This window comes from Haloferula luteola, assembly GCF_014201715.1.
GTDB lineage: Bacteria > Verrucomicrobiota > Verrucomicrobiia > Verrucomicrobiales > Akkermansiaceae > Haloferula > Haloferula luteola.
Map to the genome: position 1 here is coordinate 164,506 of NZ_JACHFD010000004.1, position 12,317 is coordinate 176,822.

At 59.9% G+C, this 12,317-nt stretch carries 11 protein-coding genes and 1 pseudogene; 7 read left to right on the forward strand and 5 right to left on the reverse strand.

The features are described from left to right. Positions 1-5: 5 nt before the first annotated feature. The gene (locus HNR46_RS05455) at positions 6-638 is read right to left on the reverse strand and encodes a response regulator (RefSeq protein WP_343076018.1); all 633 of its coding nucleotides are present in this window, start codon (positions 636-638) and stop codon (positions 6-8) included. Between the two features lie 201 nt (positions 639-839). Between HNR46_RS05455 and HNR46_RS05460 the strand changes: the two genes are divergently transcribed. Then, a complete protein-coding gene (locus tag HNR46_RS05460) occupies positions 840-2,066 on the forward strand; it encodes a WecB/TagA/CpsF family glycosyltransferase (RefSeq protein WP_184016582.1) in 1,227 nt (408 codons plus the stop codon). After that, positions 2,063-3,196, forward strand: coding sequence for a glycosyltransferase family 4 protein (locus tag HNR46_RS05465; protein WP_184016584.1), 1,134 nt, complete (start codon positions 2,063-2,065; stop codon positions 3,194-3,196). Before HNR46_RS05460 ends, HNR46_RS05465 begins: the two co-directional genes overlap by 4 nt. Before the next feature lie 7 nt (positions 3,197-3,203). Here the strand turns inward: HNR46_RS05465 and HNR46_RS05470 are convergent, their stop codons facing one another. Continuing rightward, on the reverse strand, positions 3,204-4,700 hold the full coding sequence (locus HNR46_RS05470; protein WP_184016586.1) for an oligosaccharide flippase family protein: 1,497 nt from the start codon (positions 4,698-4,700) through the stop codon (positions 3,204-3,206). 247 nt (positions 4,701-4,947) lie between these two features. On the opposite strand from HNR46_RS05470, the gene HNR46_RS05475 reads away from it, so the two are divergent. Then, positions 4,948-5,814 (forward strand): phosphatidylinositol-specific phospholipase C, encoded by an 867-nt coding sequence (locus HNR46_RS05475; protein ID WP_221285026.1) that lies wholly within the window; start codon positions 4,948-4,950, stop codon positions 5,812-5,814. Here the strand turns inward: HNR46_RS05475 and HNR46_RS05480 are convergent. The 3 genes and pseudogenes from HNR46_RS05480 to rnhC form a co-directional block, all read right to left on the reverse strand. Then, complete coding sequence (locus HNR46_RS05480) at positions 5,792-6,184, reverse strand: septal ring lytic transglycosylase RlpA family protein (protein WP_221285027.1); 393 nt, start codon at positions 6,182-6,184, stop codon at positions 5,792-5,794. The two genes, HNR46_RS05475 and HNR46_RS05480, sit on opposite strands and share 23 nt — an antisense overlap. 251 nt (positions 6,185-6,435) lie before the next feature. After that, positions 6,436-6,765: pseudogene (locus HNR46_RS05485) on the reverse strand (HU family DNA-binding protein); the annotation flags it as partial. 74 nt (positions 6,766-6,839) lie between these two features. Next, positions 6,840-7,781 carry a ribonuclease HIII gene (rnhC, locus tag HNR46_RS05490; RefSeq protein ID WP_184016594.1) on the reverse strand — a complete coding sequence of 314 codons (942 nt, stop codon included), beginning with the start codon at positions 7,779-7,781 and terminating at the stop codon, positions 6,840-6,842. A gap of 114 nt (positions 7,782-7,895) precedes the next feature. Here rnhC and HNR46_RS05495 point away from each other — a divergent pair, with 114 nt between their 5' ends. The 4 genes from HNR46_RS05495 (at position 7,896) to HNR46_RS05510 (ending at position 12,277) form a co-directional block, all read left to right on the forward strand. Further along, positions 7,896-8,888 carry an A/G-specific adenine glycosylase gene (locus HNR46_RS05495; RefSeq protein WP_184016596.1) on the forward strand — a complete coding sequence of 331 codons (993 nt, stop codon included), beginning with the start codon at positions 7,896-7,898 and terminating at the stop codon, positions 8,886-8,888. Between the two features lie 77 nt (positions 8,889-8,965). Continuing rightward, positions 8,966-9,739: a S1 family peptidase gene (locus tag HNR46_RS05500; protein ID WP_184016598.1), complete on the forward strand. Its 774-nt coding sequence runs from the start codon at positions 8,966-8,968 to the stop codon at positions 9,737-9,739. Continuing rightward, entirely contained in the window at positions 9,736-10,164 is a 429-nt protein-coding gene (locus HNR46_RS05505; RefSeq protein WP_184016600.1) for a hypothetical protein, read from the forward strand. The genes HNR46_RS05500 and HNR46_RS05505 overlap by 4 nt, the downstream gene beginning before the upstream one ends. A 46-nt stretch (positions 10,165-10,210) precedes the next feature. Further along, positions 10,211-12,277 carry a TonB-dependent receptor plug domain-containing protein gene (locus HNR46_RS05510; RefSeq protein WP_184016602.1) on the forward strand — a complete coding sequence of 689 codons (2,067 nt, stop codon included), beginning with the start codon at positions 10,211-10,213 and terminating at the stop codon, positions 12,275-12,277. Positions 12,278-12,317 lie beyond the last annotated feature (40 nt).

Genomic DNA, 12,317 nt, shown 5'->3' on the forward strand with positions numbered 1-12,317 from the left:
TCGGATCAACCGCCAGTGGCGTCGAGGAAGCGGATGACGGCCTCGGTCCGGCTGCGAACATGGAGCTTCTGATAGATGCGTTTCAGGTAATCGCGGATCGTTTCATAGCTGAGATTGGTTTCGGCGGCGACTTCCTTGGGGGCCATGCCTGTCGCCAGGTATTCGAGGATTTCCCGTTCGCGCGGGGCGAGGGACGGTAGCGGTTCACTGGTCTTCGGTTGGCTGGGCGCTTTCTGGAATGCCCGGATGACCAGGCCCGCAATTTCCGGGCTGAGCGGAGAGCCCCCGCGATGGGCGGCATGGATGCTGTCGCCCAGAGACTGCATGGCACTTTCCTTGAGGAGGTAGCCGTTGGCCCCGGCGCGGATCGCTTCGAAAACCCGCTCCGGATCATCGTGTACGGTGAGCACCATAAATGCGGTGCACGGGAGGGCGAGAGAGAGCTTGCGGATCAGGTCGGCACCGGACATGCCGGGTAGCTCAAGGTCGACGATGACCACATCCGGGCGCAACGTGACGGCCTGAGCGAGGGCGGACTCCGCATCCTGCCAGGATGCGCACAGTTCCATGTCCGTCCGGGCACCGACGAGTTTTTCGAGAACGGCGCGTGCCACTCGATCATCTTCAATCACTGCCACCCGGAGGCGGGGAGGTTCATGGTCAGGATTGCTGTGCTTTTTGGAAATCTCGCCTTTCAAAACGCAAGAAAGTTTGCTGTTAAGTGGCTTCTTACAAAACTTCATCTTTGCTGTCGAATGTCCGTTTCCACAATTCACGTAATGGACCCGGCGTCGGCTTCCACCCGGCCTTGGTCCGACCGGCTTCCTCCTCCCATTGTGATGATGGGAGTGCCTTTCGATCAGTTGAATACGGCGCAGGCGTTGGAGGTGGCGGAGGAGATGATTCAAAGCCGCAGGCCGCATTTGTTGGCGACGGCGAATGTCGACTTTCTTGCTCAAGTGCAAGAGGATGAGGATCTTCAGCAGATCTTGGTCGATGCGGACCTCATTTTCTGCGATGGGACGCCCTTGGTGTGGATGTCGAAATGGCTTGGCGATCCCTTGCCGGAGCGCTTGGCAGGGAGCGACATGGTGCCCTTGCTACTGGATCTGGCGCAGGAAAAAGGCCATCGAGTGTTTTTCCTGGGCGGGCGCGATGAGGTGGTGGCCGTAGCAGAGGAAAAGCTCTTGGAGCGTTGGCCGCGGTTGCAGATTGCAGGCATGTACTCGCCCCCCTTCGCGCCACTGGAGAAGATGGATCACGACGGGATTTGTAGGAAGATCCAGGAGGCGAGGGCGGATTTGCTGTTTGTCTCGTTTGGCTGCCCGAAGCAGGAGAAGTGGCTTTCGATGAACTACCGCCGAGCTGGAGTCCCGGTGACGATGGGGGTGGGCGCAACGATTGATTTTATTGCCGGGGCGGTGAAACGGGCTCCGGTGTGGATGCGGAAGGCAGGGTTGGAATGGTTTTACCGGGTTCTGCAGGAGCCGCGGCGGCTCGCAGGCCGCTATTGGCGGGACATTCGCGTGGTGATGCCAGGTTTGACTCGGCAATGGATTCGGATGCGTTCCGGATCGGAGAAGGCAGGTGCACTGTTGGTGCCTTCGGCCCCGCGTGAGGAATCTCCTGCGGCTGCGGCCGCGCCGTTGGCCCCGATCGTCGAGGGGGTCTCCGAGGTCCCCGTGAAAACGGATGAGGTTTCGGCTATGGCAAGCGCCCCGACCGAGTCGGCGACATCAGTGCCGCCGGTGGTTGTCGAAGGAAAGGCCCGAGTGGTGCGATTGCCCGAGCGGCTGGATGCGCTGGCGGCACGCGACGCTTCATTGTGGCCGGAGGGAGAACTGGCCTCGCTGGTTCTCGATGCCTCGCGGACGACGTTCCTGGATAGCACCGGAACCGGGAAGTTGGTCCGCTTTGCTCGCACGGCCCGTGAAAAGGGAGGGAAGTGCATTTTGGCGGAAGCCAATGAGTCGATGCTGGGGACTTTGCAATTGATGCGTTTGCGCAGCTTGTTTGTGGAAGCGCCCTCCGTGAAGGAGGCTTTGGCGATGGTGGAAGGGTCATGAAGGTTGGACTCACGGCAACGATGGTGCAGGGCGGGAAGTCCGGCGTCGCTCAGTATGTGTTCGCGCTGGTGCGCGAGCTGATGAAGCGCAAGGACTTGGAGCTTTTTGTGTTCGTTCTTGAGGACGAGCGGAAGCTGTTCGACTTCGCGCGTGATCATTGCGAGTTGGTCGAGGTGCCGCGGGAGTTTGCTCCTCCGGTGAAGAACATTCTCTGGCATCAACTGCGCTTGCCGGGGATGGCGGGGGAACTGCAACTCGATGTGTTGCATGTGCCGAGCTACCGCCGCTTGGTGCGCAAGGCGCCATGCCCTACCGTGGGAACCATTCATGATTTGGCGCCCTTTCATGTTCGTGGGAAGTACGACGTGGCACGAATGTTTTACGGCCGCGTGGTGGTGAAGGATTTGGCGCGGCGCCAGGATGGATTGATTGCGGTGAGCCACTGCACTGCCCAGGATATCGAGCGTTTCTTTGGCATTCCGCAGGAGGGGATCGAGGTGATTCACAATGGGATCGACCACCACCGCTTCCAACCCGGAGAGCCTGCGGCGGCGAGGGCCTGGATGGCGTCGAAGCATGCGATGGATGCTCCGTTCTTTTTGTATATTTCACGTCTTGAGCATCCGGGGAAGAACCACGTGCGGCTGATCGAGGCCTTCAATCAGTTCAAGTGCGAGACGGGTTCCGATTGGCAGCTCGCCCTAGGCGGTGGTGAGTGGCATGGAGCCGAAGCCATCCATGCTGCGGCTGCCGCATCTCCCTTTGCGAAGGACATTCGTTTTCTGGGATTTGTGCCGGATGGGGATCTTGCGACGATTTATCAAGCGAGCCGATGCATGGTCTATCCCAGCTTGTTTGAGGGCTTCGGACTGCCTCCTGTGGAAGCCATGGCCTGCGGAACTCCGGTCATCAGCAGCACGCGGGGAGCCTTGGAAGAGGTGGTTGCCGATGCGGCGCGAGTGATCGACCCCGAAGATGTTGCGGATATGGCACGAGCCTTGGTGGCGGTGGCATCAGATCCGGCCGAAGCAGGGGCCTTGCGCGAGAAGGGTTTGGCGAATGCTCAGCGGTTTGTGTGGGCGCATGCTGCGGACCGGGTGGTCGAGGTGTATCGCCGGGTGCAGCGATGAGAGCGGCTTAGGCACGGGCCATTTGTCGAATCACTCCACGGCCGAGGAAGAGCAGAGGGACCATGCACACGAGGCCTCGCCAGCCGAGTCCGATCAGGCCCCCGTCTTCGGGAAGCGGGTAGGCAAATCGGAGAAGCAAGAGGACGGCGGTGAAGGCCGCCAGGGGGGCGACGGTGCCTTGGAGATGGTGGGAGAGATAGGTGGTCCAGCGGAGCTCCAGACGGCGCACCGTGAGCGGGACGATCCATAGCCAACCGACGAGCACCGTGGGGAAGAAGGTTCCGAGGGCGACACCGAGGACGCCGAGCTTGAAAGCGAGGATGATGCTGAGGACCAGGTTGATGGCGGCATCGACGAGCGAGATGAAAAGAAGTTGCCGTTCATCTCCACACATCATGAGCACGCGCTTCGAGGAGCCACTGGTGAGCTGGGAACTGAAGGTGGCAAAGAGCAGCGCCTGACCTACCAGCCACGTTTCCCGCGGGACCGCCTCCAATCCGGTGAGGAGACGGATGAGAGGTTCGAGGTAGACGGCGGCGAGGAGGTAGCAGGGAGTGACCAGAAGGAAGACCAGGCGCGAGCTGGAGAGGAGCAATCGTCGCAAGCCCTCCTTGTCGCCGAGAGCATGCAGAGAGGCGGCTGCAGGGGAGAGGACCTGCTGGAGTTGGGAGCTGAACAGGCCAAGCATTTCACTGGCCTTGAAGCCTGCCTGATAGACGGCGACGAAGGCGACTCCGATGGTGAGGGACAGAACCAGTTGGTCGCTCTTGCCCATCAGCATGTTGCTGAAGGTGATGAGGTAGGCGGCGATCGAGAAGCCCATTTGGGCTTTGACCGACCGCCATTCGAACCAGCGGGGCGAAAACGAAACCCCCTCCAGTCGACGCAGCGAGTAGAAGGCGGCAATCAAGTTGGGGAAAGCGGAGGACACCACGCTGACGGCCATGAGGCAGGGCAGGCTCCAGCCGGCATGCAGTCCCCAGCCGAGGAAGCCAAAATTGAGGACGGTGGAAAGGGTTCCGAACCAGTTGGCGATGTCGATGCGTTGGAGGCCGCGCAGAATTTCGGGGAACAGGCCGAGGGGGAACATGAAGGCGAGGCCGATGAAAAAGACGGTGTAGGCCTGGGCGAACTCGGGATGATCTTCGGCGTGAACTCCCATGCGTGCGAGAAAGGGGCCGCGGATCAGGAGGAAGACCGTCAGGAGCAGTCCCGCCATGCCGACGAAGGTCCAAAAAATGGTGGCGAGCAGGCGGCTGAGCCCTTCGCGGTCTCCGGTTGCGGTCTTCTCCGCGACGGCCTTTTGAGCGGTAAAGCCGAAACCGAAATCGAGCAGGATTCCGTAGCCAAACAAGGACCACAGCAGTGCCCAAAATCCAAACTCCGCCTCGCTGAAGTGTTGGAACATCAGGCGAAACATCACGAGGCCTGAGATCATGCGGGTGACGAGGGCGACGTAGCCACTCGCGGTCGTACTCCAGAATCGGCGTTGCCACTCAGCCATGGATCTTCAAGGGGTCTCGGGTGAAAAGAGCGCCGGAGATTCCGGTGGACGGCTTCCTAGCAGTCGTGGGCTTGTTTTGGAATCGTGGAATGTTCGGGAATGCAGGAATCTTAGATTGGGTGGGTGCCGATGGAATGCCTGGCTTGCTGGGAATCGACGGAAGGATTAGGAGGCCAGCGTGCGGATTCGATGCATCATCTCAAGGGGCTGGTCCAGGTGCGTGGTTTTTTCGGGGCTTTTCTGCGGAATGCTTTCGTCGCTCGCCGCGGCGGGCGAAGATTGGATGTCCAAGCTGCCCGATGATCGGCCCATCACCGCGCTGACCTTGCCTGGCACCCACAATTCGGGAGCCCTCCATGAACCCTTGCGCGGGACTGCCAAGTGCCAGACTCTCAAGATTTCACAACAACTTGAGGCGGGGGTGCGGTTTCTCGATGTCCGCTGCCGCCACGTCGGCGATGCCTTTCAGGTCTATCACGGCAGCATCGACCAGAAGCTGTCGTTTGACGAAGTTTGGGCGAGTGTTGCGGGGTTTCTCGATCATCACCCCACGGAAACGGTGGTGATGAGTGTTCAAGAGGAGCACCGGCCGTCGCAGACCACGAGGTCTTTCGAGGAGACTTTTCGCGCTTATTGGAGCCATCACCCCGATCGTTGGTTGATCGGGGAAAAAATGCCTTCCCTAGGTGCCGCTCGCGGCAAGGTGGTCCTCTTTCGAAGGTTCTCTGCTGTCGAAGGCCCACTCGGGTTCGCGGCTTCGGAGTGGCCCGACAATCGCACTTTTGGGGACCATCGGTGGCGGGTGCAGGATGGTTATCGGGTGGAGAACATTGCGTCCAAGTGGGAGGCGGTCGAGGCCATGTTGAAAGAGGCAGCGACGGGGCCCAGTTCCGTTCTGGTGGTGAATTTCACCAGTGGCTATCAGCCGTGGGCATGGGGTCTGCCCGACATCCGGGCGGTGGCGAGGCCGATGCATGCTCGGCTGGCGGCTTGGCTGGAGCAAAATCCTCGGGGCCGTCTGGGAGTGGTGATGATGGATTTTGTGACTCCAGATTTGGCTCGCGCGCTCTATGAGCGGAACGGAGCAGGGCTTAGCCGCCGAAAAGGCGGCTGAAGAACCCCGGTTTCTTGGGTTTTCGTCGATAGGGGCCATCCCCCACGGAAAGAACCTCGATTTCAACCGTCGCCAGTCCTTGGTCGTAGAAGCCCAGTTTTTTGGCTGCACGGGGGGAGAGGTCGATGACGCGGTCGCCAATGAAGGGGCCGCGGTCGTTGACCCGACATTTCACGGAACGGCCGTTTTCCAGGTTGGTCACTTTGACCACGCATGGGAGGGGTAAGGTCTTGTGGGCAGCGATGTTGTGCCAAGGCATGACCTTCTCACCCAAGGAAGTATTGCCGCGGACGAGGCCGAACCAGCGCGATTCGTTGTACCAGGAGGCGGTCCCCACCTCGCCATGGTAAAGGGCAGTTTCCACGTCCATGGGATGATAGGTTTGGCCACGAACATGATAGGAACGAGTCATGTAACCTTCGTAGTTACCCCCAGGTTGGGCGCATGAAACGAGAAGTGTTACGTAAATGAACGAAATAAACTTCCGCATAGCATCGAATGATATCTCTAAAGCCTATTCGATCAAGGTGTTATCCCGGTTCGGGACGGGATTTTGACGATACAAAAAAACCCGGAACCTGAGAAGGTTCCGGGTCGGATCTTTCGCGGGGAGCCTGAGGTTCAGGAGCCTTCGCGCTCGCGGATCAGCGGGAGCGTGGCGGCGACCTGTTCCTTCATTTCCTTACCGGGTTTGAATTTGACGATGGCGCGGGCCGGAATCGGCACGTCCTTCGATGGGTCCTTAGGATTCCGGCCAATTTTGGCCTTGGTCTCCTTCACCTGGAAGGCGCCGAAATTCCGCATCACGACGGCATCGCCTTGAGCCAAGGCGTCGGTGATGGAATCGAGAGTCTTCTGAATGACATCGAAGACCTGCTGTTGTGTCAGCCCCGTTTCGTTGCTGATTTTGATGACGAGTTCTCGCTTAGTGACAGTGGCCATGGATCTATTTGAAAGATAGCGTGTTGTGCGGGTTGATGGACATCATAACCACGGGCATTTGTCCCGCGAAAAATCATGAAAATTCATGCGGATTCCGTGCCAGTTTTACCATCATTTGCCCGCACTTGTTGGGTGGTTTTGAAGTGCAATTTTGCAATCTTCTCGAGAGATGCAATTCCATGAAGATCAATCACCTGCCTAGCGGCGTCGATGACCGAAGCCGAAGCTCCCAGAGGGAGGGAAACCCCACTGGCGGCGGAGGTTTGATCCATCCAATCGATGAATCTCTCGCGGGCGAGGATGGAGGCCGCGGCGACGGCAGGGTCGGATTCGGCCTTGGTGCGTTGCTCGAGGGTGATCTCGACTTTCTGCCCTTTGAGGGCGCGTTCGAGCACTTGGGGCTGGGCGAATTGATCGGAAAGAGCCCGCGGGCAGTCGGGTCGTTTTTCGTGGAGGAGGGCGATTGCCCTGGCGTGGCCCCACGCAAGAAGCCGGTTGATGGAGCCGAGGCGGGTGTGAAGCTCGTTGTATTTTTGGGGACCGATCGAGACGATGGCCGTTTCGATTCCGGGAAGGTCGCGAATTTTTGCCGCGAGGGTGCGGATCCGCTGCGGGCTGGTGATGCGTTTGGAGTCCATCACGCCGATTTCGGCGAGGGCGCGGGCGATGGCGGCGTCGGTGTAGACACCGGCGATGACTAGGGGGCCGAAGTAGTCACCCTTGCCACTCTCATCGATGCCAAAGTGGGGTGCGTAGCGGTCGGGATGGAGCGTTTCCTCGTATCCGAGGCGTGCTTCGCCGAGGATCTCGGGCTCGAGCAGGAAGCGCACGAAGTCTTCGGTTTCTTTGCCCTGGACGAGGATCTTCGGTCCCTTTTGGTACACGGAGACCTGGAGCTTGCCCTTGCGGGCGGCGAAGAGGGTGTACGGCTTTTCGATGAAGTCGAAGCCGCGGTCGCCGAGCAGGGTGCGCAGTTTCTCCGCTTGGGGGAGCGTCAGCGCAGCCGTGTGGGAGGTGGCAGACATGGTCGGGAGATCATGCACATGAGAGAGAGAGGAACCAACACCGAAGAACGAAATGATTGGAGCGGTGTGGGCGGCGCAGTTCAGAGTGCGCGCGTGTTGAAACCGAGGTGCGAAATGCCGGCGCTCGACGATCCCGAGGGGTTTCGGGTGGCGTTGGGCGATTGGTTCGAGCGGCACGGCCGCGACTATCCCTGGCGACGGACGCAGGATCCTTACGCGATCCTGGTGAGCGAGGTGATGTTGCAGCAGACGCAGATTGGGACGGTTCTGGGGAAGGGCTTTTATGGGCGATTTATGGAACGGTTTCCAACAGTGGAATCACTAGCGGGGGCGGGTGATGAGGACTTACTAAAGGCGTGGGAAGGTTTGGGTTACTACCGGAGGGCCCGGTTTTTGAGAGAGGCTGCCCGAGCGGTGGTGAGTCGCCACGGTGGCCGGTTTCCTGAGAGCCATGAAGAACTGCTGGCATTACCGGGAGTCGGAAAATACACGGCCGGAGCGGTCGTTTCATTCGCCTACAACCGTAAAGCAACCGTTGTAGACGGGAATGTCGCTCGCGTTCTATCACGAATCGTCAACTTTTTTGGAGCAGTTGATGGGCCGGGACTCCGGGAAATCTGGGAATGGGCGGGGGAACTCGTGGATCCACGGAAACCGCGGATTTTCAATTCGGCGTTGATGGAGCTGGGGCAGACGCTGTGTCGACCGGGGGTTCCCGACTGCCTGGAGTGCCCGGTGGCGAAGTGGTGCGTGACCCGGGAGCCGGAGCGGCTTCCCGTCAAAGCGAAGAAGGTGGTGACCACGGCGGTGACCGAGCATTTGGTGTTTTTCCAGAGGCAGGGTCGGCTGCTGATGAAGCAACCATCGGACGGCCGCCGGGTGGACATGTGGCGGTTGCCTGAGTTTCCCGAGGCGGAGGCGTGGCCGGAACTGGGGCGCTGGAAATACGGGATTACTCGCTATCGGGTGACGATGGTGGTGCATCGGCCGCCAGACGATTGGGTGGGGGTTCCCGGGGCGATTTGGATGCCGTGCGAGGAGCTGGAAGACCGGGTGCTGCCGCCGGTGGATCGCAAGGCGATTCTGAAATTGTTGGAGGGAGGTTAGAGGGAGGGACGAAGAATTCACCGACTGGGCAAAAATGTTGTGAGCGCAAGGCGCAGCAATGAGTATCTTCCGCGCAGATGAAGCTAAGGAAGGGATGGATCGCTGCCGCTTTCGCGGGTGCCTGGGTGGCATCGTGCGCCCCGGAACCGCCACCACCGGTGAGTGGTCCACCGCCGTCTCGATCCGTCTATCAGATGGCGGCGCAGCGGTTTGCGGCAGTGGTGGTTTCAGCGCGGGAGGACATCAATCCCTGGCTGGGGAACCGGCTGGATAAGGGAAGTCCGGCGGATGCGGACGGAGGATCCGCGGTTCCGGTGGCTCCCGACGGGTATTTCCTCACGGCTGACCATGTGCTGGCGCATGCGGAAGGGCGCTTTGTGTATGTAGTGCTGCGGAACTCCGGCCGCTTGCAGGGGCACCGCGCACGGATTGTTTGGCGATCTCCGGAGGGCGATGTGGCTTTGCTTCACGCTGCGGTGGAGACGCCCTATTTTTACCGCTGGTCGCCGCCGGATGCGTGGTTGCCACGAGGAACTCCGGTGATGCATGCGGGAGTGGCAACCGGATTTTCGGGTGGGGGAGGGAAGCTGGTGACGGCCATTCCTCCGGACCGTTTGGTTTCGAAAAATCGCCGCTTCAAGCACGACATCCCCTTGCAACCCGGAGACAGTGGTGGCCCGGTGGTCGATGGATCGGGCCGACTGGTGGGGATCAATTCGGCGGTGGAGTACCTGATTCCTTTGGAGACGGCCTTCTTCATTGAGTCGGAAGCGAATCGGCCGAATGTGCGGGTGGTGATGGCCCGTATTGAGAAAGACCGGCGATCCCGGGGAATGTCCACCGAACCATGATCCGTTTGTTGTTAGCTGCCTTGCCGTTTTGTCTGGCGTCCTGTTTTTCCCCGATGGGAGGGGTGGAGAGGCGAGCCCAGGATCGCATCATGTTAGTGCGGGAGGATCCTCCGACGCTTGGGGTTCGGAGGTTGCGCCAGCAAGCCTCGACCCACCATGATTTAGCGGCCTTTATCCGCGAGCGAGGGGATCCGGATTTCATTGCGGAGACCTCCAGCGATGATCGGCAGTATTTGATTCTTTATTACCTCCACCAGCGGCAGGCTTGGGCGTGTCGGAGTTGGCGTGACCAAGGGGAGGCCATCGAGTTTGCAGGACCCTATGAAATCACCAAAAAGGAGTCCGAGATTCTGGCCGCGCTGAAGAAGAATTCCGTGCAGTCGACGCGCTCAGGCATCGCCCATGGGCAGTTGGTGACTCCCTGACACAGTTTTTTCTAAGAGCTTTGCGCGCAGAGCGTTCTCTTGGGGAATGTCACGCCGCTTCCCACTCTATGCCATTGCCCTGATCACGCCCGTCGTGGGTCAGGATGCCCTCGATCCCCTGATTCTAACGGCGACCCGGTCGGAAATGGCGGCGGCGGATCTGCCTTATACGGTCCGCACTTTGGATGCAGAGACTTTGCGAGACGACACGCGCCGAACCTTGCCGGAAGCTTTGCAGTACACCCCGGGGGTGTTGGTGCAAAAGACCGCCTATGGCCATGGTTCGCCGTTCATTCGCGGCTTTACCGGGCGGCAAAATCTCCTGTTGGTTGACGGAGTCCGCCTGAACAACTCCACCTGGCGTGGAGGGCCAGTGCAGTATTGGAACACGGTCGACAGCCAGTCCATCGATCGTCTTGAGTTGGTGATGAGCCAAGGGTCCGTGCTGTATGGTTCGGATGCGATCGGCGGGACTCTCAATGCTTTCACCAAGTCGTCGGACTTTCGCCAGCAAGCGGAAGCTCAGCGGTTTTTCCATGGATCGGCTGCGTACGAGTACCGGACGAATGGCGAAGGATCGCAGGTAGGCCGATTGGAGACTTCGATGGGGGTGGGGGGAAAGTATGGATTGTTTTTGGGGCTCACCGGAAAGGATTTTGGCGACATCGAAGACGACTCCGTCGGTCGGATGAAAAACACGGGCTACCCGGAGCAAGATCTCGATTTCCGCCTGGATCTCGCCCTCAGCCCTGACACGACGCTGACTCTGGCCCATCAGTACGTGGATCAGGATGATGTGTGGCGATGGCACCGTACGACGGAGAACCCCGGCTGGGTGCATGGGAGTCATGTGGCGGCTCCCGGCAGCTTTCTTTCGAACGTCTATGACCAAGAGCGATCGTTGACCTACCTCAAGGTGGAGGGAGTCGATGACGAGGAGAGTGCGTTGTGGCAGCGGTGGTCTGCGACCTTGAGCTGGCAAAAGACCCAAGACTCCGAACTTCAGTTTCGGCGGGTGGGTGACCTGAGAACGGCGGGACTGGATTTGGAGACCTACGGTCTTGATCTGGCGTTCGAGTCGCGGATCGGCCCAGGGACACTTGTCTATGGGCTCGACTACTATGTGGATGAGGTCGACTCGGAGGCCTACCGGAATTACGTTTTTCGGCCCACCGACCGACCGGTGGCAGACGATGCCAGCTACCATTTGTTTGGGGCATTTGGGCAGTATGCCTGGGCGGCCACGGAGCGTTTCACGCTGACGGGAGGGCTGCGTTACACGTATGCTCAGGCAGAGTGGGATGCCTATCGGGCGGCAGGAGCGGCTCAGGACCAAGGCGGGCGGGGCGACTGGGATGATCTCTCAGCCAGCTTGCGCGGAATCTATCAGGTCGACGATTGTTGGTCTGTGTATGGGGGATTGGCGCAGGCTTTCCGGGCTCCCAACCTGAATGATCTGACGGGGACGACCTTGGCGCTTCGTGGGCTGGACTCCTACGGATCTCCGGACCTCGATCCGGAGAAATATCTGACTGCAGAACTGGGAACTCGCTACACCAGCGGGGACTTCAGTGCCTCGCTGGCGGGATTCTACACGTGGACGAGGGATGCGATCACCGGCGTGGTGGATCGCTTCGGCAACAGCATCGCGACCAATGGGGAGGAGGGCTACATCTACGGCTTTGAGGGCGAAGGTGTCTGGCAGTGGGATGAGTCCTGGATGTTGGGATTGGGAGCAGCTTGGAACGAGGGCAAGACCGAGACGCGGGCCAATGGGGATCGATGGATCACCCGTCTGCTGCCGTTTTCGGGAACCTTGCGATTGCGTTGGACCTGTCCGGACGAGCGGTTCTGGATTGAGGGCCGCCTGCTCGGTGCGGTGGGTGAAGATCGGATCCACGCTGCCAATCAGGCGTCCGACAACCAGCGGATCCCAACGGGGGGGACGCCCGGGTATTGGGTGGCGATGGTGCACGCAGGAATGCGCGTCGACGATCATTTGGAACTGACCGCAGGCGTCGAGAACCTGCTCGACGAAGACTATCGGAATCATGGCTCGGGCCAGAATGAGCCGGGGACGAACGTGATTTTAGGGGCTAGGGTCAGTTGGTGAATTTCGAGACCTGGGCGGGGATTGGTGCCTCCGTTCGGGT